At 31.4% G+C, this 22,480-nt stretch carries 22 protein-coding genes and 1 tRNA gene; 16 read left to right on the forward strand and 7 right to left on the reverse strand.

Annotation, left to right across the window (positions count from 1 at the left end; translation table 11 throughout):
- Positions 1-30: 30 nt before the first annotated feature.
- From dnaB to AMO19_RS02485, 3 genes are read left to right on the forward strand one after another with little or no spacing between them, the layout of a single operon-like run.
- Positions 31-1,413, forward strand: coding sequence for a replicative DNA helicase (dnaB, locus tag AMO19_RS02475; RefSeq protein ID WP_075507206.1), 1,383 nt, complete (start codon positions 31-33; stop codon positions 1,411-1,413).
- 12 nt (positions 1,414-1,425) lie between these two features.
- On the forward strand, positions 1,426-3,393 hold the full coding sequence (gene mnmG, locus AMO19_RS02480) for a tRNA uridine-5-carboxymethylaminomethyl(34) synthesis enzyme MnmG (RefSeq protein WP_075507207.1): 1,968 nt from the start codon (positions 1,426-1,428) through the stop codon (positions 3,391-3,393).
- A 48-nt stretch (positions 3,394-3,441) separates the two neighbouring features.
- Positions 3,442-4,017, forward strand: a complete 576-nt coding sequence (locus AMO19_RS02485) for a chorismate lyase (RefSeq protein WP_179850483.1) — start codon at positions 3,442-3,444, stop codon at positions 4,015-4,017.
- Here the strand turns inward: AMO19_RS02485 and AMO19_RS02490 are convergent.
- A complete protein-coding gene (locus AMO19_RS02490) occupies positions 3,997-4,560 on the reverse strand; it encodes an RNA helicase (protein ID WP_075507208.1) in 564 nt (187 codons plus the stop codon). The two genes, AMO19_RS02485 and AMO19_RS02490, sit on opposite strands and share 21 nt — an antisense overlap.
- 81 nt (positions 4,561-4,641) lie before the next feature.
- On the reverse strand, positions 4,642-5,169 hold the full coding sequence (locus AMO19_RS02495; protein ID WP_075507209.1) for a SprT family zinc-dependent metalloprotease: 528 nt from the start codon (positions 5,167-5,169) through the stop codon (positions 4,642-4,644).
- An 85-nt stretch (positions 5,170-5,254) separates the two neighbouring features.
- On the opposite strand from AMO19_RS02495, the gene AMO19_RS02500 reads away from it, so the two are divergent.
- The 3 genes from AMO19_RS02500 (at position 5,255) to AMO19_RS08435 (ending at position 7,282) form a co-directional block, all read left to right on the forward strand.
- On the forward strand, positions 5,255-5,674 hold the full coding sequence (locus AMO19_RS02500) for a hypothetical protein (RefSeq protein ID WP_032518008.1): 420 nt from the start codon (positions 5,255-5,257) through the stop codon (positions 5,672-5,674).
- Positions 5,675-5,683: 9 nt separating this feature from the next.
- Entirely contained in the window at positions 5,684-7,012 is a 1,329-nt protein-coding gene (locus AMO19_RS02505) for an ATP-dependent DNA ligase (protein WP_257008932.1), read from the forward strand.
- Between the two features lie 117 nt (positions 7,013-7,129).
- On the forward strand, positions 7,130-7,282 hold the full coding sequence (locus AMO19_RS08435) for a hypothetical protein (RefSeq protein ID WP_179850480.1): 153 nt from the start codon (positions 7,130-7,132) through the stop codon (positions 7,280-7,282).
- Positions 7,283-7,286: 4 nt separating this feature from the next.
- Here the strand turns inward: AMO19_RS08435 and AMO19_RS02510 are convergent, their stop codons facing one another.
- From AMO19_RS02510 to AMO19_RS02525, 4 genes are all read right to left on the reverse strand, one after another.
- On the reverse strand, positions 7,287-7,883 hold the full coding sequence (locus tag AMO19_RS02510; RefSeq protein WP_075507210.1) for a TVP38/TMEM64 family protein: 597 nt from the start codon (positions 7,881-7,883) through the stop codon (positions 7,287-7,289).
- Positions 7,884-7,885: 2 nt separating this feature from the next.
- The gene (locus AMO19_RS02515; RefSeq protein ID WP_075507211.1) at positions 7,886-10,642 is read right to left on the reverse strand and encodes a valine--tRNA ligase; all 2,757 of its coding nucleotides are present in this window, start codon (positions 10,640-10,642) and stop codon (positions 7,886-7,888) included.
- A gap of 97 nt (positions 10,643-10,739) precedes the next feature.
- Positions 10,740-11,126: an AIR synthase gene (locus tag AMO19_RS02520; RefSeq protein WP_032569250.1), complete on the reverse strand. Its 387-nt coding sequence runs from the start codon at positions 11,124-11,126 to the stop codon at positions 10,740-10,742.
- Positions 11,097-11,168, reverse strand: a tRNA-Val gene (locus AMO19_RS02525). The genes AMO19_RS02520 and AMO19_RS02525 overlap by 30 nt, the downstream gene beginning before the upstream one ends.
- Positions 11,169-11,266: 98 nt before the next feature.
- Here AMO19_RS02525 and mazG point away from each other — a divergent pair.
- From mazG to AMO19_RS02575, 10 genes are all read left to right on the forward strand, one after another.
- On the forward strand, positions 11,267-12,121 hold the full coding sequence (gene mazG, locus AMO19_RS02530; RefSeq protein WP_075507225.1) for a nucleoside triphosphate pyrophosphohydrolase: 855 nt from the start codon (positions 11,267-11,269) through the stop codon (positions 12,119-12,121).
- Positions 12,118-12,969 (forward strand): polyamine aminopropyltransferase, encoded by an 852-nt coding sequence (speE, locus tag AMO19_RS02535; protein WP_075507212.1) that lies wholly within the window; start codon positions 12,118-12,120, stop codon positions 12,967-12,969. Before mazG ends, speE begins: the two co-directional genes overlap by 4 nt.
- Position 12,970: 1 nt before the next feature.
- Positions 12,971-13,852, forward strand: a complete 882-nt coding sequence (gene speB, locus AMO19_RS02540) for an agmatinase (RefSeq protein ID WP_025941062.1) — start codon at positions 12,971-12,973, stop codon at positions 13,850-13,852.
- A gap of 50 nt (positions 13,853-13,902) precedes the next feature.
- Positions 13,903-15,015 (forward strand): glycine cleavage system aminomethyltransferase GcvT, encoded by a 1,113-nt coding sequence (gene gcvT, locus AMO19_RS02545; RefSeq protein ID WP_075507213.1) that lies wholly within the window; start codon positions 13,903-13,905, stop codon positions 15,013-15,015.
- Positions 15,016-15,070: 55 nt separating this feature from the next.
- The gene (gene aspS, locus AMO19_RS02550) at positions 15,071-16,867 is read left to right on the forward strand and encodes an aspartate--tRNA ligase (protein WP_075507214.1); all 1,797 of its coding nucleotides are present in this window, start codon (positions 15,071-15,073) and stop codon (positions 16,865-16,867) included.
- Positions 16,868-16,942: 75 nt separating this feature from the next.
- The gene (locus AMO19_RS02555; RefSeq protein WP_075507215.1) at positions 16,943-18,553 is read left to right on the forward strand and encodes a CTP synthase; all 1,611 of its coding nucleotides are present in this window, start codon (positions 16,943-16,945) and stop codon (positions 18,551-18,553) included.
- A 24-nt stretch (positions 18,554-18,577) separates the two neighbouring features.
- Positions 18,578-19,249: a 7-carboxy-7-deazaguanine synthase QueE gene (locus AMO19_RS02560; protein ID WP_075507226.1), complete on the forward strand. Its 672-nt coding sequence runs from the start codon at positions 18,578-18,580 to the stop codon at positions 19,247-19,249.
- 6 nt (positions 19,250-19,255) lie between these two features.
- A complete protein-coding gene (queC, locus tag AMO19_RS02565) occupies positions 19,256-19,930 on the forward strand; it encodes a 7-cyano-7-deazaguanine synthase QueC (RefSeq protein WP_011819302.1) in 675 nt (224 codons plus the stop codon).
- The gene (locus tag AMO19_RS02570) at positions 19,927-21,240 is read left to right on the forward strand and encodes an anthranilate synthase component I family protein (protein WP_075507216.1); all 1,314 of its coding nucleotides are present in this window, start codon (positions 19,927-19,929) and stop codon (positions 21,238-21,240) included. The genes queC and AMO19_RS02570 overlap by 4 nt, the downstream gene beginning before the upstream one ends.
- Positions 21,237-22,064, forward strand: coding sequence for an aminotransferase class IV (locus tag AMO19_RS02575; protein WP_075507217.1), 828 nt, complete (start codon positions 21,237-21,239; stop codon positions 22,062-22,064). The genes AMO19_RS02570 and AMO19_RS02575 overlap by 4 nt, the downstream gene beginning before the upstream one ends.
- Here AMO19_RS02575 and AMO19_RS02580 read toward each other — a convergent pair.
- A partial coding sequence (locus AMO19_RS02580; protein WP_257008934.1) for an SAM-dependent methyltransferase occupies positions 22,037-22,480 on the reverse strand: 444 nt, incomplete at its 5' end. The two genes, AMO19_RS02575 and AMO19_RS02580, sit on opposite strands and share 28 nt — an antisense overlap.

Genomic DNA, 22,480 nt, shown 5'->3' on the forward strand with positions numbered 1-22,480 from the left:
GCCAGAGTATATATCTAAGCTATTAAAGATATGGTTTCCGTACCTTTTCCAAATAATGGGCAAAATAAAAATTTTAAAAAGGATTTTAATAGTGAAAATTCTGGATTAGTCCCTCCTCAAAACGTTCAAGCAGAGGAAGCTGTTCTTGGTGGCATACTTCTTGATCCAGACGCGATCGGAAGAATTGCAGACTTAATTAAACCTGAAGCTTTTTATATAAATGCCCATCAAGAGATTTATAGAACAGCATTAATGCTGCATACTCAGGGTAAACCAACTGACTTAACATCAATGAGTGCTTGGTTAGCAGATAATGGATCACTAGAAAAAATTGGAGGAAACAACAAACTGGTAGAACTAGTTGAAAATGTTTCCTCTACAGCTTCCATAGAACAAGTTGCTAATTTAATTAACGACAAATTCATGAGAAGGCAACTTATCAGATCTGGAAATGAGGTGGTTCAACTAGGTTTTGATCAAACTCAAGATACAAATGAAGTTTTAGATAAAGCAGAGCAAAAAATATTTGAAATTAGTCAAGAAAAACCTTCAAAAGGCCTGACTCAAGCAGCTGAAATACTTACAAGTACTTTCAATGAAATAGAGTCAAGATCATTGGGTACTTCAGTAGCTGGTATTCCAGTAAATTTCTATGACCTTGATGCGATGACTCAAGGTTTTCAAAGAAGTGATTTAATAATTGTTGCTGGAAGGCCTTCGATGGGGAAAACTTCAATAGTTCTTAATCTGGCTAAAAATGTTGCACAATCTCAAGATTTACCTGTCTGTGTATTTAGCCTTGAAATGAGTAAAGAACAATTGACATATAGGTTACTCTCTATGGAAGTTGGAATCGAGAGTGGCAGGCTAAGAACAGGAAGATTACAGCAAGATGAATGGCCATTACTCGGAGAAGGTATCAATTCATTAGGGCAATTACCAATATTTATAGATGACAAGCCTAACTTAAGTGTTTTAGAGATGAGATCACTGTGCAGAAGATTAATAGCCGAACAAAAAAAAGAACTGGGATTAATAGTAATTGATTACCTCCAGTTGATGGAAGGATCAACTCCTGATAATAGAGTGCAAGAACTTTCACGAATAACAAGAGGTCTTAAAAGCATGGCCAGAGAATTAAAAGTACCAGTAGTAGCTTTATCTCAGCTTAGTAGAGGAGTTGAGTCTAGAACAAATAAAAGACCAATGTTAAGCGATCTAAGAGAATCAGGATCTATTGAACAAGACGCAGATTTAGTATTAATGATTTATAGAGATGAATACTACAATCCAGAGACTGAAGATAGAGGAATTACAGAAATCATTGTCACTAAACATAGAAATGGACCCGTAGGAACTGTTAAATTATTATTTGAACCTCAATTTACGAGATTTAGGAATTTAGCTAATTAAATCGATCCTAAAATGCAAGATCATCACTCAACTAATGAATCTTTTGATGTCATCGTTATTGGAGGAGGACATGCAGGATGCGAAGCAGCTATAACAACAGCAAAATTAGGATTTTCTACAGCCTTATTTACAATCAATTTAGATAGGATTGCCTGGCAACCTTGCAACCCTGCTGTTGGCGGCCCTGCAAAAAGTCAGTTGGTACATGAAGTTGATGCATTAGGTGGAATTATTGGTAAATTAGCCGATGAGACAGCTATTCAAAAAAGAATATTAAATGCAAGTAGAGGTCCAGCTGTATGGGCATTAAGAGCTCAGACAGATAAAAGAGAATACTCAAAAAAGATGATTGAAATACTACAAAATACAGATAATTTATCATTAAAAGAAGCAATGATTACGGAACTAGATATTGCAAAAACTGAAGAAATTGGATTGAACTCAAAAAAAATCTTAAAAAAAAGAATAAAGGGTGTAAAAACATTCTTTGGTAGTTATTATTTAGCAAAATCAGTTATCATCACAGCTGGAACGTTCTTAGAAGGAAGAATATGGATAGGAAATAAATCAATGTCAGCTGGTAGATCAGGCGAACAAGCAGCAAAAGGTCTTACTCAGAATTTACACGAAATTGGCATAAAAACAGAACGTTTAAAAACAGGAACTCCAGCAAGAGTTGATAAAAGAAGTATCATTTTTGATGAATTAGATATTCAACCAAGTACTGCAGCAGATAAATATTTTTCGTTTGACCCAGATATAAAAAATAATATGCCCCAAGTTAGTTGTCACATCACAAGAACAACTACCAAAACGCATCAACTAATTAGAGACAATTTACATTTAACTCCCATTTACGGCGGTTTCATCGATAGTAAGGGGCCAAGATATTGTCCATCAATTGAAGATAAAATCGTCAAATTTGCTGATAAAGAATCACATCAAATTTTCTTAGAACCAGAAGGAATTAATACCCCTGAAATATATGTACAAGGATTTTCTACAGGTTTACCCGAAAATATTCAATTAGAACTTTTAAGGACCTTACCTGGATTAGGTGAATGTAAAATGTTGCGACCAGCATATGCTGTTGAGTATGACTACATTCCTGCAACACAGCTCCAAACATCACTCGAAACGAAAGAAATTGAATATTTATTTAGCGCCGGACAAATTAATGGCACTACTGGTTATGAAGAAGCAGCAGCACAAGGATTAGTTGCAGGAGTCAATGCGACAAGAAAACTAAACAAAAAAGATCCAATAATCTTCACCAGAGAAAGCAGTTATATAGGAACAATGATCAATGATTTAATTACAAAAGATCTCAAAGAACCATATAGAGTTCTCACTAGTAGGAGTGAGTATAGGTTAACTCTCAGAGGAGATAATGCAGATAGAAGATTAACACCATTAGGATATCAAATAGGGCTAATTAATGATAAAAGATGGTCGGCCTATCAAGAAAAAATGAACCTCCTCGAAGAAGAGAAATTTAGATTAAATAACACTCGTTTAAAAAATACCGATGAAATATCAAAAAAAATAGAATTAGAAACGGGATCAAAAATCAAAGGCTCAACAACTTTGAAAGAACTCTTAAAAAGACCAAACTTTCATTATTCAGATCTAATTAAACATAATTTGAATGAAAGAAATCTAGATTCTTCAATACAAGAAGGTGTTGAAATAGATATTAAATACGAGGGTTACCTTAAAAGACAAAAAAACAACATAGAACAAATAAATCGTCAAAGCTGTAAATCTCTGCCTCAAGAAATAAATTATGAAAAGATAGAGACATTATCTTTAGAAGCTAGAGAAAATTTGAATAAGATAAAGCCAAAAAATTTTGGTGATGCGTCAAAAATTCCCGGTGTAAGCAAAGCTGATTTAACTGCATTACTTGTTTGGCTAAAAATAAGAGAAATAAAAAAAGAAAAGGCAAATATTTTTGTCGAAAAAAAGTTATCATCTTAAAAGGATTACGTCTGAGCACTGAATAATAAACTTTTTAAATCACCAAAAATTTTATGGGAAGAAAAAGCCTCTACTTTTTTAGTGAAAAATTCTTTACCAAAAATTTCTGGTCCATGGAAATTAATGTTGCTTGGGGATGGAAGTCCAACTAGACATTTACAGCTTTTAACTAATCAAGAGACGAAAATTAAATTAATTTCAATGCAAATAGATCCTCTATTCATCGCAGAGGGACCTAAAGAATTAAATCAGTTAAATGGACCTTTAATTAGAAGACAAGTATGGATTAAAAACAATAATAAAAACCTAGCATGGGCTGAAAGTTGGTGGAATGCAGAACAAGTGAATGAAAATTTAAAAGCCAAAGAAGAACCAATATGGAAGAATTTGACGCAAGACAGATCAGAATTGTTTAGAGAAGTTGATCGAATTTCACTTGTTAATTCAAATTGGTTAGAAGATCAATTTTGTTTTAAAGGTCCATTCTGGTCAAGAAATTATAGATTTTTTCGAGACAAAAAGCCCCTAACAATTATTAGAGAAGTATTCAATCCACATTTAGAAAGTTTATTAGGCTATTCAGGAATTGAAGAATTTACGAAACTATACTCTTCTTCTTCTTGATCTGGGAAGATTTCTTGATTTTGATTGAACTTGTTGATTTGATTGATCTCTCGAAGTATTAATCTCTGTTTCTGAAGCTCTTTGCCATCTTTCAACTTTGAAATCCATTTCATCTGGCCAATCTTCGTCCTTACTCTCTTTCACGTAAGGTAATTTTTTTTGCTCAGTTGTCTGTAAATTTTTTGGTTGCCTTAAAGATATTGCTTCTAAAGGCCTTTTTGAGTGCTGTTTAGCAGATTCATAAGAATTTGATTCTCTGGAAAATGTCTTAATATCCCTGTTATCATCGTAAAAATTATCATCATTCCAATCATCATTATCTTCATCAAAAAATAAATCTACTTTTTCAGATACCCATCGTCCTACTTTTTTAACACTCTTACTTGTTATTCCTTGAAAATCTGAGTTCCTTCTTTTTCCTGGCCTGGCACCAGATACTCCATCAACAAATTGTCTTCCAGTTTCGAAAATTTTATCAACCTGTTTATCAACAATATTTTTATCAAAACTATTTCTAAGATTTCTAATTCTCCTTGAATCCATAAATTATTATGCTTTTAAAAATAAACTACATTAAAAAAATAAATAATTCCAAATATAGAAACAAAAACACATCTTATATTTTTAATCAAACAAAATTAAACACTTTTTATTCCATGATCCATTAAAGAAATTTAAACAACATTTTTTACAAGCAATATTCTTTATCCTTTTCCTATAGAAAAATTTCTCACCACAATTTTGGCAAGTTCCTATGTATTTTAATTCTCTCCTTTCAATAGGAAATGAGTGCCTCACAGAAATTTGAAAATTCTTCTCTTTCTTATTAATTTCATTCATCTTTTCTAAGAAATTTGGACCATGTATCTCATTTTTTTTTAATATCCGATCTACCCATGCATGAATCATTTCATGACATAAAGTACTTTTTATTTCACTAGTAGATAATTTACTCAAAATAGGTTTCGATAAGATAATTTCAGAATCTACAAGACCATTAATTCTTTTTCTTTTATAAAAACCAGCTGTGGTTTTTAATCTATTATCACTCCATCTAACTTTTACTAAAGGTTGATTATTAACCGCTAAAGAATTTTCAAAATATTGGCTATTAAATTTGTGAAATAAAGGTAAAAGAGGAATTACAGGCATTATGGATTAAAATTAGTATTATTTTGACAAAAAAAGCCATCAAAAACGATTTCTTTTCTTAAAGTAATAAAAAACTCAAATCAACATGGATGCAACACTAGTTAAAGATATAGGAATTAAAGCACTATTAGTTGGCGGAGCTGTACTAGTTTCTTTTTGGACTTTTAATGCAGTCAAATTAGTTATAAGCGCCAGAGGAATTAATCCGTTAGTAAGAAAGTTTTTTGATCAAATAGCTGCTGGCAGAATTGATGCAGCTTATGGTTTGACTACAAAAACTTATAAAACTCATGTGAAGCGCCAAGACTTTCTTAAATTTTTAGCAAGTTTAAATCTCAATAAATACAGAAATTTAAAATCAGGAAGACCTAGAGTCCAAGAAGATCAAATCATAATAACTTTGAATTTGAAATCAGAAGATAAACAAGATGAGCTCCCATTAGATTTTACTTTTGCAAAAACTGAAAATGATTGGAAAATAGACAGAATAGCAAAAGTGAATTAATAATTTCTTGTGAGGCAAAAAGAATTGTATAAAGAAGAGATAATACATCAATTAGAATTACATCCAAGTAGATTAGATAAAGAAAAAATCATCTCAGAAGCAATGGAACAAGGTTTAGATGATTTTTTTGAAGGAATCCGTATGGCACTTGATCCATTGGTAACTTTTGGTGTAAAAATTGTTCCTGAAAAAGAGAATGAAAAAAGTCAAAATTTTTTATGGAAAGATTTTCGGGTATTAGCAAATAAGCTTATTCAAAGAGAACTTACCGGTCACGCTGCTCGCGATGCAATTATAACGGCTATGAAATCTGCCAAAAAAGAAGAGTGGAATGGATTTTATAGACGAGTTTTAATTAAAGATCTTAGATGTGGTGTATCTGAAAAAACAATCAACAAGATAGCCAAGAAATTTCCCAAATATGCGATTCCTATTTTTTCATGTCCCTTAGCTCACGACAGTGCAAATCATGAAAAAAAAATGATAGGAAAAAAGCAAATTGAAATCAAATTAGATGGAGTGCGCGTCTTAACTATTATTAGACAAAATAAAGTAGAAATGTTTTCTCGTAATGGGAAACAATTCCATAATTTTGGTCATATTATCTCAGAAATAGAAAACGTGTTAAAAGAAGATCCTGCACCCCATGACTTAGTCCTAGATGGTGAAGTGATGAGTGCTAACTTTCAGGATTTGATGAAACAGGTTCATAGAAAAGATGGCAAACAAACAAAAGACGCAGTTCTCCACCTATTTGACTTATGTCCCCTTGAAAACTTCCAAAAAGGAAGATGGAACACAAGTCAAACAGCAAGAAGTTTATTAGTAAAAGAATGGGTAGCAAAACATTCTATGCTTCTAAGACATGTAAAAACACTTGAATGGGAAAATGTAGACCTCGACACCATTGAGGGACAAAAAAGATTTGTTGAGCTAAATAAAGCTGCCGTGGAAGGTGGATATGAAGGAGTAATGATTAAAGATCCTGATGCTATGTATGAATGTAAAAGAACACACAGTTGGTTAAAAGCAAAACCTTTCATTGAAGTCACTTTAAAGGTTGTATCGGTTGAGGAAGGAACAGGTCGCAATAAAGGTCGACTAGGAGCTGTCCTAGTAGAAGGGGAAGATGATGGGTATGAATACAGTCTTAGTTGTGGAAGCGGATTTAGTGATATCCAACGTCAAGAATATTGGTCAAAACGGAATCATCTTATAGGTCAACTTGTAGAAATCAGAGCTGATGCTAAAACGAAATCCAAGGATGCGGTAACCTTTAGTCTTAGATTTCCTAGATTCAAATGCTTTAGAGGATTTAAAGCTGGAGAAAAAATTTAAATTTTAAAAAATAATACTCAACAAAGTAGTCAAAGAAAAATGTGGTTTTTAATTAAAAAAAATAAAAATCTTGACTATAAAATATAGGAATAATTATCAGGACTTTTTGAGAGACTTATGACGAATAAAACAGTTTTCAACTTCATAAAAACACCTTGTGGACAGGCAAAATATCTCGAATTAGAGGCCAACAAAACCTTACTAGGTAAATTTAGACTGTTGTGGTTTATCTTAATTGCCTCAATTAGAGATTGGAATATTAAAGAGTAGATTCTTAGGATTTTTCAAAATATTCTCTGGAGTATTTCGCTGAGAAATATACAACTAAAAAAGTTGAAATAATTCCAATACTAGTAATATATAAATTATTTGGTGATTGCACATTTTTTAACTCCTGAATACTTTTTGCCAAACTACCTATTGAGCAATAAAGAAAAGTGCCTGGAATTATTCCAATAAGGCCAAGAGCGAAATCTCTAAATTTAACATTATTCAAACCATAAAAATAATTAAGAATACTGAAGGGAAATATCGGCGATAATCTGGCTAAAAAAATTAATTTAAGTCCGCCTTTTTCTACTACTTTTTCCATAACACTTAATTTTGGATAACGGCTAAAAAGTTTTTTTAGCTTTTTTGCAAAAAAACTTTTTGATACAAAAAAAGCAATTGTTGCTCCTATGGAAGCGGAAATGAAAACGATAATTGATCCTAAATATGAGCCATATAAAAAACCTGATAATAAAGATAACCAAGAGGCTGGAAGTAGTAATAAAACAATTAAAATATAAATACAAACAAACGAAAAGATCCCAAAACCAGTACTAAAAAAAAAAGACAAATTATAAATATTTTCAAGAAATATATTCATTCTCAATTCAAAAGTTCGAGTTTTTTAGTTATTCTTTCCTTTTGTACCGAACCCTCATTTAATTTAAATCTGCATTCATCAACAATATCTTTTGGAGCCTTATCAACGAAATTGTTATTAGATAATCTTTTATTTAAATTTTCTAATTCAATATTCACCTTTTTTAAATCCTTGGTTAACCTTTCCTTTAATGCATCTATATTTACAAAATCCTGAAAAGGTAAGTAAACCTCTAAATCACTAATTATCCCAGAAAAAGATTTAGCGAACTCTTTTTTATCAACAGCATTAGTTTTAAAAATAAATACTTCAGAAGATTTAGTTAAGGTTTGAATATCGTCAACTAAAGTTTTTAAAAAATCAATCAATTCATCATTGTCTGAAATTAAATATACAGGACTTTTTTCTGATGGCTTAAGACCTAATTCAGCTCTCAAATTTCTAATCAGCCTAATAATTTCAAAGAGTTGCTGAAAGGAATTATCAAGCTTATTGTCAACAAATTTATTTTCGTGAATTGGCCATTTTTGAAGAGATAATAATGCATTATCTGGTTTTAGTTGCAACACATGCCAAAGTTCCTCAGTAATGTGCGGCATAAAAGGATGAATCATTACCAAAATATCATTGAGCACTTTTATTAAAACTTTTTCAGATATTTGTCTATTTTGAGTATCTTTATTATTAAACCTTTGTTTAGCAAATTCTACATACCAGTCACAAAAATCATTCCACGTAAATTCATATAGAAGTTTCGCAGATTCTCCCAATTTATATTCTGTCAACAAAGCAGCAACTTTTATATTTACCTGATTCAATTTTGATAAAATCCACTTATCACATAACTCTAAAGAAGTTTCATCACTCTCATTAAGCGAATAATTATTATTAGAAGTTTTATTAATTAACACAAATTTAGTTGCATTCCATAATTTATTCGCAAAATTTCTTGAAGCTTCAACGGTTGAAGATGTATCTTTTTTCCTATCAAAATCAAGTCGGATATCTTGTCCAGCACCTGCAACTTCTCGAATCAAAGCAAATCGTAGAGCATCAGAACCATATTTATCAATTAATAGTATTGGATCAATACCATTACCTGAACTTTTACTCATTTTTTTATTGTTTTCATCTCGCACTAGACCATGAATATAAACATCCCTAAAAGGAATATTCTTTGTAAAAGTATTCCCCATCATTGTCATTCTTGCCACCCAGAAGAAAATAATATCGAAACCAGTAACAAGAACACTATTTGGATACCATTTTTTAAAATCAGGATCATTTATATTTGGCCAACCAAGGGTTGAAAAAGGCCACAAACCACTTGAAAACCATGTATCCAAAACATCTTTATCACGAACCAATTTAATATTTAATCCAAATTTTTTATTAGCTTCGATTAAGGCATCCTCTTCATTTCTTGCAACGATATATGGAGTATTTTGTTCTATTGAGTCTTGAGATTTATCTAAAACATACCAGGCCGGTATTTGGTGCCCCCACCACAATTGCCGACTGATACACCAATCATTAATATTCTCTAACCAATCCTTATAAACTTTCTCCCAGCGTAGAGGGATAAACGATGGTTTTTTGGAATCAAGTTCATTAAGACATCCTTGTGATATATCATCCATTTTCAAAAACCATTGTGTTGACAATAAAGGTTCAATTGGCACCTTACCTCTATCAGAAAAAGGAACAGTATGTTTATAATCCTCTATCTTTGTCAGCAGGCCTAAATTATCTAATTCTTGGATAATTTTCTTTCTAGCGTCATATCTATCTAAATTTTGAAAAATACCTGAATTAATATTTAAAGTTCCATCTTTGTTCATTACATTAATCTGTTTTAAATTATGCCTTTTTCCTATTGCAAAATCATTTGGATCATGAGCTGGAGTAACCTTCACACAACCGGTACCAAAATCTTTATCAACATGTGAATCAGCGATAATAGGTATTTCTCTATCAACGAAAGGAACTTTTACTTTGAGTCCAATAAATTCTTTATATCTATCATCATCAGGATTAACTGCCACAGCAGTATCACCCAAAAGAGTTTCTGGTCTTGTTGTTGCAACTTCTAAGTATTTATCTAAGTATTCACCGCTTTCAGAAATTAAAGGGTATTTAAAATGCCATAAATGACCATTTACTTCTTGCATTTCAACTTCAAGATCACTTACGGCAGATTGAGATTTAGGGCACCAATTAACCAAATATTCGCCTCTATAAATTAAATTCTTTTTATAAAGAATATTAAAAGCCTCAATAACTGCTTCATTTAATTTTTGATCAAGAGTAAATCTTTCTCTAGTCCAGTCAACTGAATATCCTATCCTTTTTAATTGAGAAACTATTCTTCCACCACTTTGTTCTTTCCAGTTCCATGCTCTTTTAAGAAATTCATCTCTTCCAATATCCTCGCTTGTTTTGCCTTCACTTTTTAATTGTTTTTCGAGAATAGTTTGAACAGCTATTGAAGCATGATCAGTTCCCGGTAAACACAAAACATTCTTACCTAACAGTCTTTGAAAACGTACTACAACATCTATCAAAGCCGTATTAAATGCATGCCCCATATGCAAAGATCCAGTTACATTTGGTGGCGGAATGACAACACAAAAAGGCTCACCATCATCCTCAGGGTTAGGACTAAACGCCTTTAGACTTTCCCATTTTTCTTGCCACTTTTTCTCTACTTCAAAAGGTGAATAATTCTCTAAAGATAATTGATCATTCATCTCTGTCATGTGTAAATTTTATTTCGATAAACTTTTTGTTTATTTTATCTTGAGAGCAGCCAATTAATGAAAATAATATTAGTTTGCAAAAAAAGACACGTCCATTCTACAAAAGTTTGAAACCAGAACCACAGGAACAACGTTTTGCATTTTTTGGTGTTGAAATAAGAAAGCCACCACCGCTCAAATCACCGTAATAATCTAATTTTAAATCTTTCAGTAAATTAAACTTTTTTACATCCGCATATAAAGTTACTCCTTCAGTTCTTGAAATAGGGGATCCATTACATGTACCTGGCCTTAATTTAATATGCATCCATCCTTCGGAACAATTTTTATCCTCTACCAAATCAATCGACATTTCTCCTGGAGAACCTCCAAAAGAAGCTTGCCTAGATAGTTCTGAAGCAGCATTTTGACTGATTGAAAGATTGACGATCTCAGTCATTAGAAAAATAATAAATGGGCGATCCAGGGTTCGAACCAGGGACATCCTGCTTGTAAGGCAGGCGCTCTACCGCTGAGCTAATCGCCCTTATAATAGAACATTCTAATAGATGAAGTTGAAAAATTTATACTAAGTATTTAAATATTTCATGATTGAGTCAAAATTTAATTAATAAAATATATCCTATGTCCTCAAACAATAGATATAAATTGGAAAACAATTCCGATTTAGAGACTATAAATAGTTTTAAAAACTTAATATCTAATATCAAAGCATTAAAAGATAAAACATGGGGCTGCCCATGGCAGAAAATACAGTCTCATATATCGTTGATCCCATTTTTATATGAAGAAAGTAATGAATTTATAGATGCGATATATGAAAAAAATGAAGATAACATGTGTGAGGAGTTAGGAGATCTTTTATTACAAGTCATGCTTCATGCTGAAATCGGTTACGAAGAAAAAGAATTTACACTAAATGATGTTATAAAAAATCTAAACAAGAAAATTATTAATAGACATCCATATATTTTTAACAAAAAAGAAAAAGTATCATTAAAAAAATCACAACAAATTTGGGTAAATATAAAAAATTTAGAAAAAGAAGCACCTCATATGAAATCTTCAATTAGTAGAAATTTAAATTTGAAAATTAAAAATTTACCGCCAACGGTTGGAACAGGTAAAATCACAAATGTTGTTAAAAAACATGGCTTCAAGTGGGAAAGTACTGATGAAATTTTTAAAAAGTTAGAAGAAGAGATTGATGAATTAAAGGAAGCAATTAAAAGTAAAAATAATTCAGAGATAAAAAATGAATTTGGGGATATTTACTTTACCCTTCTTAATCTCTCAAACTTTTTAAAGATCAATCCTGAATCAGCTCTTCAAAAAACTAATATGAAATTTTTAGACAGATTTTCAATCGTCGAAGAGCATGCAGGAGATAATATTAAAAAACAAACTCCTAAAGACTTTCAACGGCTTTGGCAAATAGCCAAACATAAACTGGCGGGAAAAATTCCTAAAAGCAAATGACAGATATTACAACATGGATAGATGAATATCATAAAGGCTCAAGGTTCGGCCTAAATGGGAAAATTCTAATTAAAAAAACCTCAAAATATCAAGAAATTATTGTTATTGAAAATGAATATTATGGTAAAGCTTTAATGTTAGATGGTTGCTGGATGACATCATTAAAAGACGAGAAATATTATCATGAGTGTCTTGTGCATCCTGCATTAAGTAGCATTGACGAAAAATCTAATGTACTAATTATTGGCGGTGGTGACGGTGGTACTGTAAGAGAATGCGTTAAATATTCTCAAATATCAAAAATTGATCTAGTAGAAATTGATGAGGAGGTAATCAAAATATCTAAACAATTTCTAAAAGAAATTGCAGGCGAAGCATGGAATGACAAAAGATTAGAAATACATATTGATGATGGCGTTAAATGGGTAAAAAAAACAGAAGATAATTTTTACGACGTTATATTTATAGATTGTTCAGATCCCTCAGAATTTTCAAATTTATTATTTTCACATTCTTTTTATAAAGAATGTAAAAGAATACTTGCACCAAGGGGGATATTAGCAACTCAAAGCGAATCTCCTGAATCCTTCAAAAATATTCACATAAATATTTTGAAAAGCCTAAAAAATATATTTAAAGTTTCTGAAACTATGTATTCCTTTGTGCCTATATATCCAAGCGGGATTTGGAGTTGGACATTTGCTTCTTCAGAAGATCTAAGTTTATCAAAGCAAAATTATGATGAAGTCGTAAAAATAGAAAAAGGATGTGAAATTTGGAATTTAAATTTTCAAAATGCAGCATTCAAAATGATGCCAAATAAAATTGTAAAAGAACTAGATTCATAAGATGACAAAAAATTTATTTGATAACGAAAATGCAATTTATATGGGAGCAAAAAGAAGTCCCGAAAATTGCTCAATTGGAATATTTGGAGTTAATTATGACGGGACATGTTCGTTTAAACCAGGAGCAAGATTTGGTCCAGAAGCAATAAGACAAGTCAGTTCTTGTTTAGAAACATATTGTCCAAAAATAAAAAAAGACTTAGAGGATATTATGTATGTTGATTTTGGATCAATACTAATTGATAAAAATGACTCAAAGTCCGTTATTGAATCGGTCAAATCAGCAACAAATTATTTAATTAGTAAACGCCTTAGTCCTATTATGCTTGGCGGCGAACACTCTATTACAAGAGGTGCAATTGAAGCATTAGTAAAAAAATATCCAGATTTGATATTGGTTCAACTTGATGCTCATGCAGATTTAAGAGAATCATATATAGGAAATGAACATAGTCATGCCTGTACTATGAAAAGGTGCTTAGAAGTGCTACCTGAAAAGAAAATTTTGCAAGTAGGAATTAGAAGTGGGACTAAGGAAGAATTTGAAATTATGCATAACAACAACCAATTAGTTAACTTTTGTCCAGGCGGAAATGCATATGAATTAAAACAAGCTCTTCTTCCATACGCTAAGTCTCCAATCTATTTAACAATAGATTTAGATTGGTTTGATCCCAGTTTATTAGCAGGGACGGGCACTCCAGAACCGGGAGGATTTTTTTGGAATGATTTTGAAGAGATACTTAAAACTTTAAAAGACCTTAGAATCGTGGGATCAGATATTGTGGAATTATCTCCAGAAATTGATAGAAGCGGAGTAAGTAGCATAGTTGCAGCCAAAGTACTTAGAAGCTTAATTTTGTCATTAGAAAATATGCAATAAAAAATTTCTAAACTAAAGTGTAGAAATACTAAATAGAAACTAAATATTTCATGGATTTGCTAAAAAGTCCTCTTTTTTCAAAATATGTTGAATCCAATGCAAAATTAGTGGATTTTGCAGGTTGGGAAATGCCCATATCATTTTCAGGATTAATTAAAGAGCATGAATCAGTTAGATATTCAGCAGGATTATTTGATATTTCTCACATGGGTGTGATTTCTATCAAGGGAATCAATCCAAAGGATTATATTCAAAAACTTTTTCCTACTAATTTATACTCCTTTTGTGAAGGTCAGGGGCTTTATACAGTAATGCTCAATGATAAAGGAGGAATAATAGATGACTTAATAATTTATGACCTTGGTATACAAACAAATGACATATCAGAATTATTGTTAATAGTTAATGCGAGTAGATATGAAGAAGATTTTCAGTGGATAAAAAATAATTTAAATATGTCTGAAATTTCGATAACAAACTTTAAAAAAGACAAAGTACTTTTAGCACTACAAGGAAAAAACTCATTCGGTTTATTTGAAGAATGGATTGAATCTTCGATCTCACATATCCCTAACTTTGGATGCGAATATAAAATTTTTGACCATATTTCGCCTAAGGAAAAAATTTTCTTTTCAAAGACAGGCTATACGGGGGAAAATGGTCTAGAAATACTTTTATCTAAAAAAGCAGCAATTAATTTATGGGATTTCTCAATTTCTAAAAATGTTGCACTTTGTGGTTTAGGAGCTAGAGATACACTTAGACTTGAAGCAGGCATGCATCTTTATGGGCAAGACATAAATGAAGAAACTTCTCCATATGAAGCAGGGTTAGGATGGCTAGTACATCTAGAAAATAATCACGAATTCATTGGCAGAAGAGTTCTTGAAGAGCAGTCAAGATTAGGCATTCAAAAAAAGTTAGTTGGTCTCTCTATAAAAGGTAAAGCAATAGGAAGAAAAGGGTGCGCAGTGCTTAAAGGTGATGAGAATATTGGAACTATCACTAGCGGCAGTTGGTCTCCAACTAAACAACAAGCTATTGCTTTTGCATACATCAATACTTCGCATGCCTTAATAAATAATGAAGTTGAAATATTAATAAGAGGCAAAAAATTCAACGGGGTTATAACAAAAAGAGCGTTTTATAAAAAGAATTATTAACTAAATTTACCCTTAAAGAATTATTATAAGTTATTGATAAATAAACCATACTTAGATGAGAAACAAAATTTGTGAAGAACTCAATAATACAGATATTGGTAAATTAGTTAATTTATGCGGATGGGTAGATAGAAGAAGAGATCATGGTGGTGTAATTTTTATTGATTTAAGAGACCATAGTGGATTTCTACAAATAACAATTAACCCCGATGATGGTGCAGATCTATTTAAACAGGCAGAAACTCTAAGAAATGAAACAGTAATAATGGTCAGCGGAATTATTAATGAAAGGCCCAAAGATTCCATAAATACAAATTTAAGTACTGGAGAGTTAGAGCTTAAGGTTAAAGATTTGCAAATTCTCAACCAAATTAAAAACAACTTACCTTTTCCAGTATCTATACATGATTATGAAAATACAAAAGAGGAGCTCAGATTAAAATATAGATACCTTGATTTAAGAAGGGGAAAATTACTAGAAAATTTAAAAACAAGACATAAGATTATTAAAGTTGCTAGAGAATTTCTTGATAATTTTGGATTTACAGAAGTAGAGACCCCATTACTTACAAAGTCAACTCCTGAAGGGGCTCGCGATTTTCTTGTTCCTGCACGTCTTTCAAATGGAGAATTTTTTGCTTTACCTCAATCCCCACAACTCTTTAAACAACTTTTAATGGTTGGGGGCTTAGATAAGTATTATCAAATCGCAAAATGTTTCCGTGATGAAGACTTAAGGGCAGATAGACAGCCAGAGTTTACTCAATTAGATATTGAGATGAGCTTTATTAGTGAAGAAGAAATAATTTCTTTTAATGAAAGTCTCATAAAAACAATATGGAAAGAAGTGTTAAATATTAATTTTAATAATGCTTTTCCAAGAATGACATGGCAGGCAGCAATGGATAATTACGGCACTGATAGACCAGATACTAGATATCAAATGTTATTGAAAGATTTAGGAGGAGTATTAGGTAATATTGGATTTAATATTTTCACCAAGGCAATTAAGTCTGGAGGGTATATAAAATCCATAACAGTCAAAGGAGGCAATTCAAGTATTAGCAACGTAAGAATTAAACCGGGAGGTGACATCTTCAAAGTAGCTCAAGACGCAGGAGCTGGTGGTTTAGCCTTTATAAGGGTCAAAGGAGATGAGCTTGAGACTATTGGGGCAATTAAAAATAATTTAAGTGAAGAGCATATAGCTGATATTTTAAAAATCACAGAAGCAAAAGATGGAGACTTAATCCTCTTAGGAGCTGGAGATAAACAAATTGTCAATCAGTCATTAGATAGGGTTAGACAATATATCGCAAAAGAATTAAATCTCATAGATAAAAGCAAATGGAATTTCTTATGGGTAACTGACTTCCCTATGTTTGAGAGAAATGAAGATGAAAATAGATATGAAGCTTTACATCATCCTTTTTGTTCTCCAAAAAATATAAAATCTAAAGATTCTGAAAACTTGAAAAAAGAAATTGAGAGCTCTACAGCAAATGCTTATGACTTAGTTCTTAATGGATTGGAGTTAGGAGGTGGCTCTTTACGTATTCATGAGGCGAACTTACAAAGACAGGTTCTGAAAACGGTAGGACTAACTGATAAAGAGATTGATGAAAAATTTGGATTTTTAATAGAAGCCTTAGAAATGGGGGCTCCTCCTCATGGTGGAATAGCGTTTGGATTGGATCGTATTACCATGCTGATCATTGGTGCAGATTCAATCAGAGAAACCATTGCGTTTCCAAAAAATCAACAAGCAAAATGTCTTCTCACAAATGCACCTTCCAATGTCTCTGAATTACAATTAAAAGAATTAGATATTGAAATAACAATTGATGAATAAGAATATATATGGATGTTCTAAAAGTTTTTTGTTTAAATAAAATATAAGGAGGCTGTGCTTAATTAAAAATATTTAATGTCAAAATTTGTATTTGTCACCGGAGGAGTAGTTTCTAGCATTGGTAAAGGGATTGTAGCTGCAAGCTTAGGAAGATTATTAAAATCTAGAGGATATAGTGTTTCAATATTAAAACTAGATCCATATCTAAATGTTGATCCAGGAACAATGAGCCCTTTTCAACATGGAGAAGTATTTGTAACCGAAGATGGGGCTGAAACCGATCTAGATTTAGGTCACTATGAAAGATTTACTGATACTGCAATGACTAGGTTAAATAGTGTGACTACGGGATCTATTTATCAAGCAGTTATTAATAAAGAAAGAAGAGGCAATTATAACGGTGGAACTGTGCAAGTAATACCTCACATAACGGGAGAAATTAGAGAAAGGATTCATAGAGTAGCCGCTAACAGCAATGCAGATATTATTATTACTGAAATTGGTGGAACAGTTGGTGATATTGAATCTCTACCTTTTTTAGAGGCAATAAGAGAATTCAAAAATGATGTCAATAGGAACGATGTAGCATACATACACGTAACATTACTTCCTTACATCAAAACCTCTGGCGAAATAAAAACTAAACCAACACAACATTCAGTGAAAGAATTAAGATCAATTGGAATTCAGCCAGATTTACTTGTATGCCGAAGTGATAAATCTATCAATGAAGCTCTTAAAAAAAAGCTTAGTGGTTTTTGCGGTGTCAATATCAACTCTGTAATTGAAGCTTTAGACGCAGACAGTATATATTCTGTACCTCTTTCTTTAAAAAAAGAAGGTTTATGCAAAGAAACCTTGAAGTATTTAGACCTTGAAGATAAAAAATGTGATTTGAAAAATTGGGAGCAACTAATACACAACCTAAGAAATCCTGGAGATCCAATAAAAGTTGCACTTGTAGGCAAATATATTGAACTTGGAGATGCATATTTATCCGTTGTTGAAGCTTTAAGACATGCATGCATTGAACAAAGGGCTTTATTAGATTTACATTGGGTAAGTGCTGAAATGATAGAAAAAAATTCAGCAGAAACTTACTTAAATGAAGTTGATGCAATTGTCGTACCCGGGGGATTTGGCAATAGAGGAGTAAATGGAAAAATTTCGGCTATAAAATTCGCAAGAGAAAATAAAATTCCCTTTTTAGGTTTGTGCCTTGGCATGCAATGTGCAGTTATAGAATGGGCCAGGAATGTAGCTAATCTTCCAGATGCATCTAGTTCAGAACTAAACCCAAACACTCCAAATCCAGTGATACATTTATTACCAGAACAGGAAGATGTAGTTGATTTAGGTGGGACAATGAGACTTGGAGTTTATCCTTGTAGACTGACAAAAAATACAACTGGAAAAAACTTATATGATGAGGATGTTATTTATGAGAGACATCGGCATAGATACGAATTTAATAATTACTACAAACAAAGTTTTTTAGATTCTGGATACAAAATTAGTGGTACATCACCAGATGGCAGATTAGTTGAGTTAATTGAGTTAGAAAATCATCCATACTTCTTAGCCTGTCAATATCATCCTGAGTTTTTATCAAGACCTGGCAAACCTCATCCTTTATTTAAAGGATTAATAAAAGCCTCTCAAGATAAGTTAACTCAATCAAATTAATATTCTTTATTTTTTTGAATGAAAATGACAAATTTTTTACCCTTAGTCGAACAATTTCATTCATTACAAGGTGAAGGTTATCACGCTGGAAAAAGTGCTTTTTTTGTAAGATTAGCCGGATGCAAAGTTGGATGTTCGTGGTGCGATACCAAGAATTCATGGGACGAGAAAAAACACCCTTCTATATCAATTGAAAAAATAATAGATCGCATAAAAATTGCCAGAAAAAAAGGGGCATCTTTTTGCGTTATTACAGGTGGAGAACCTTTACAACATAACTTGGATAATTTTTGCAAAGCTATAAAAAAAATGACAATGGGAGAAGAACAAAAGCCAATGAAGATTCATATTGAGACAAGTGGAGTTAATTCGATATCAGGAAGCTATGACTGGATCACTTTATCTCCTAAAAGACACTCACCTCCAAAAAATTATTTTTTAAAAAACTGTAATGAGATCAAAATAATCATAAATGAAATAGAAGATATTGAATTTGCTATTCAAATAAAAAAAGAAACTTTAAAACAATATCAACTCTCTAAAAGCGAAGATGGCTTAAAAAAAGAAAATAAAATTTTTTATTTACAGCCAGCATGGAACAATGCGAATGGTTTTTCTTTAGCTATTGATTTCGTAAAAAACAACCCCGATTGGAAATTAAGCCTTCAAACTCACAAATACTTAAAAATTAATTGAAATCATATGACTCTTAAAAACAAATCGATAGTAGTTTTATTATCTGGAGGTTTAGATTCTTCTACAGTTACTGGTATCGCCAAAAAATCCGAAGCTAAAATTTTTGGCCTTTCATTTGACTACGGTCAACGTCATAAAAAAGAATTAAATTCTGCATCAATAATTGCAAAACACTTTGATATCGACGAATTTAAAATCATTAAGCTTGACTTATCTTTATGGGGAGGCTCGTCATTAACTGATACTCAAAAAAATATTCCAATAGAAGGGGTACAAACTAATAAAATTCCTAATACTTATGTTCCTGGGCGAAATACTATATTTATTTCCGTTGCACTAAGTTATGCCGAAGCAATAGATGCTGATTTTATAGGATTAGGAGTTAATGCACTAGATTATTCTGGTTATCCAGATTGCAGACCTGACTACATTAAAAAATTTCAAGAGTTAGCTGATTTAGCCAATAAAAGAGGAAGAGAAAATAATCCAATAAAACTTTGGACACCACTATTAGATTTAAATAAAGAGGAAATTATTAAATTAGCTTTTGATAATCATGTCCCTTTAGATAAAACATGGAGTTGTTATTCGGGCAATTCAAAACCATGCGGTAAGTGTGATAGCTGCAGAATTAGAAATGCTGCTTATGAAAAATGGCTTAATAACAATAATAAAAAATGAAAATAAAAAAAATAATTCTAGAAAAATGGATAGATCCAGCACTGATTACGCATCACCTAACAAAAAAATTTGGAGATAAAGGATTAGCTTGGCTAGACAGCGATGGCAAAGAAAATGGGGAATGGTCAATAATAGGAATTAAACCTAAAAAAATAATCCAATCAAGAGATATCAATAACTTAGACAAAACTAATAATCCATTTAACAATTTAAGAAATATTGAAAAAGGATTTTGGATCGGATGGTTAAGTTATGAAGCTGGAGTTTACATAGAACCAAAAAACCCATGGGAAAAATCTAATATGGCAACTTTATGGATTGCATCATATGATCCAATCATTAAATGTAATCTAATAAAAAAAGAAATAATTATCGAAGGCACAAACTCATCTGAACTGATGAATTATAAAAACATAATCAACAATATAAAGAATATCGAAGAAGAAAATATTATTAAAACAAAGTTGAATTTTGATTTTTCAAAAATAAATTTGGACGAAATGGCTGAAAAATTTCAGAAAAATATTTTAAAATTGAAAAAATTAATTTCCATAGGAGATATATTTCAAGCAAACCTAACAACTAAATGCGAAATTGAATCTTCCAAAAACTATAAACCTCTAGATATTTATTTGAAAATAAGAAGGAAATTAAGAGCTCCCTTTGGAGGAATAATAATAAATAATAATTATAAAGAGGCTGTATTATCTACCTCGCCAGAAAGATTTTTAAAAATCGATAATAAAAATTTTGTAGAATCAAGACCTATCAAAGGGACTAGATCCAGAGATAAAGATTTAAATCAAGACGCACTTAATGCTATCGATTTAATAACTAACGAGAAAGATAGAGCCGAAAATATTATGATTGTTGACCTAATAAGAAATGATTTAAGTAAAGTTTGCGAAACAGGAAGTATTGTGGTGCCAGAAATATTAAAACTTGAAAGTTTCTTAAAAGTTCATCATCTAACTTCAGTAATCAGAGGCAAATTAAAAAAAGACACGAACTGGATTGATTTACTAAAAGCTTGTTGGCCTGGGGGCTCTATAACTGGAGCACCTAAATTAAGATCATGCCAGAGACTTTTTGAATTAGAAAAATGTGAACGCGGACCATACTGTGGCTCATTTTTGAAGCTTGACTGGAATGGAGAGTTTGACAGCAATATACTAATAAGATCATTTTTAATTAAAGACAAAAAAATCAATATATATGCTGGTTGCGGAATAGTTATTGACTCAGACCCGGAGGAGGAAACTGATGAACTACAGTGGAAACTTTTACCATTAATCGATTCACTAAAATGATTGAAACATTAGGCTGGCACAAGGATCAATGGTTGGATATTGATAGAATATTTATTACTGCGAATAATAGAGGATTAAAATTTGCAGATGGTATATTTGAAACCATTTTGATAAAAGAAAACAAACCTATTCTTTTTGATGAACATCTGAAAAGATTAGAAAAAAGTAGCAAGATTTTAAATATTAACCTCAAAATAAATAAATTAACTTTGAGACAACTTATTCACGATGGAATTAAAAAGTTATCGCTTAAAAATGATCAATTTGCTTCAGTAAGAATAAACTATAGTCGAGGAACTAATGAAGGTCGAACACTAAGAATTGATAGCACTTTAGAGACAAAAAATTTGGACAATTTATGGCTTGAGTTTTATAGAATCAAACCAAATTTTAATCCAATAAACGTTTGCATTAGTCAAACGGAAAAAATAAATGAATTCAGTCTTATAAGTAAATGCAAAACATTTTCATATAATCAGGCAATACAAGTTTTGACAGAAGCTAATGAAAAATCATTTGATGATTCTATCCTTTTGAATACCTCAGGTGAACTTTGTTGTGGAAGTACATTTAATCTTCTAATTAAAAGAAATAATCAATGGATAACTCCTAGAAAAGAGAGCGGCTGTTTAGAGGGGATTATGGTTTCTCAAGCTTTAAAATTGAAAATTGTAAAAGAAGAATTAATTCCTCCAGAATTTCAAAATGATGACATAATAGTTGCAATTAATAGCTTATCTTGCAGACAAATTTATCAAGTTGATGATTTAAAGCTTAAACCTAAATTCGATCCAATTTACTTTTGGGATTTATTATATAATTGAACTTTATTAATATCTGGTAAATAGACATCAGATACTTTAGTTATATTGTTATTAACCTTAAATTCAACAATTTTTCCAATAATGATGATTGATGGAGCTAAAAATTCTCTTTCTTTGATTTTATCTGGAAGATTATCTAATTTCTCTATTAAACATTTTTGATTTTTTAAAGTAGCTTCTTGAATAACAGCGCATTTAGTACTCTTATCTAAACCACCTAGAATTAATTCTTCCACAATAAATTCAATATTTTTTATACCCATAAAAATTACTAAGCTATCTGATGATTTAGCTAAATCTCTCCAATTCACTGTCTTTTTTTCCTTATCTACACGCTCATGTCCAGTGACAAAAGTTACGGAACTCGCAGCATCTCTATGGGTTAGTGGAATACCAAAATATGTAGGGGCAGCTAT

Origin of the sequence: Prochlorococcus marinus (assembly GCF_001180245.1) — a bacterium.
Classification (GTDB): Bacteria; Cyanobacteriota; Cyanobacteriia; order PCC-6307; family Cyanobiaceae; genus Prochlorococcus_A; species Prochlorococcus_A marinus_F.

Coding starts and splice junctions, on each gene's coding strand:
- AMO19_RS02575 (WP_075507217.1), top strand. CDS start 21,237: ATGATTGAAACATTAGGCTGGCACAAGGATCAATGGTTGGATATTGAT.
- queC (WP_011819302.1), top strand. CDS start 19,256: ATGACTCTTAAAAACAAATCGATAGTAGTTTTATTATCTGGAGGTTTA.
- AMO19_RS08435 (WP_179850480.1), top strand. CDS start 7,130: ATGACGAATAAAACAGTTTTCAACTTCATAAAAACACCTTGTGGACAG.
- AMO19_RS02520 (WP_032569250.1), bottom strand. CDS start 11,126: ATGTCCCTGGTTCGAACCCTGGATCGCCCATTTATTATTTTTCTAATG.
- gcvT (WP_075507213.1), top strand. CDS start 13,903: ATGGATTTGCTAAAAAGTCCTCTTTTTTCAAAATATGTTGAATCCAAT.
- AMO19_RS02510 (WP_075507210.1), bottom strand. CDS start 7,883: ATGAATATATTTCTTGAAAATATTTATAATTTGTCTTTTTTTTTTAGT.
- speB (WP_025941062.1), top strand. CDS start 12,971: ATGACAAAAAATTTATTTGATAACGAAAATGCAATTTATATGGGAGCA.
- aspS (WP_075507214.1), top strand. CDS start 15,071: ATGAGAAACAAAATTTGTGAAGAACTCAATAATACAGATATTGGTAAA.
- mnmG (WP_075507207.1), top strand. CDS start 1,426: ATGCAAGATCATCACTCAACTAATGAATCTTTTGATGTCATCGTTATT.
- speE (WP_075507212.1), top strand. CDS start 12,118: ATGACAGATATTACAACATGGATAGATGAATATCATAAAGGCTCAAGG.
- dnaB (WP_075507206.1), top strand. CDS start 31: ATGGTTTCCGTACCTTTTCCAAATAATGGGCAAAATAAAAATTTTAAA.
- AMO19_RS02555 (WP_075507215.1), top strand. CDS start 16,943: ATGTCAAAATTTGTATTTGTCACCGGAGGAGTAGTTTCTAGCATTGGT.
- AMO19_RS02500 (WP_032518008.1), top strand. CDS start 5,255: ATGGATGCAACACTAGTTAAAGATATAGGAATTAAAGCACTATTAGTT.
- AMO19_RS02490 (WP_075507208.1), bottom strand. CDS start 4,560: ATGGATTCAAGGAGAATTAGAAATCTTAGAAATAGTTTTGATAAAAAT.
- AMO19_RS02495 (WP_075507209.1), bottom strand. CDS start 5,169: ATGCCTGTAATTCCTCTTTTACCTTTATTTCACAAATTTAATAGCCAA.
- AMO19_RS02570 (WP_075507216.1), top strand. CDS start 19,927: ATGAAAATAAAAAAAATAATTCTAGAAAAATGGATAGATCCAGCACTG.
- AMO19_RS02560 (WP_075507226.1), top strand. CDS start 18,578: ATGACAAATTTTTTACCCTTAGTCGAACAATTTCATTCATTACAAGGT.
- AMO19_RS02515 (WP_075507211.1), bottom strand. CDS start 10,642: ATGACAGAGATGAATGATCAATTATCTTTAGAGAATTATTCACCTTTT.
- mazG (WP_075507225.1), top strand. CDS start 11,267: ATGTCCTCAAACAATAGATATAAATTGGAAAACAATTCCGATTTAGAG.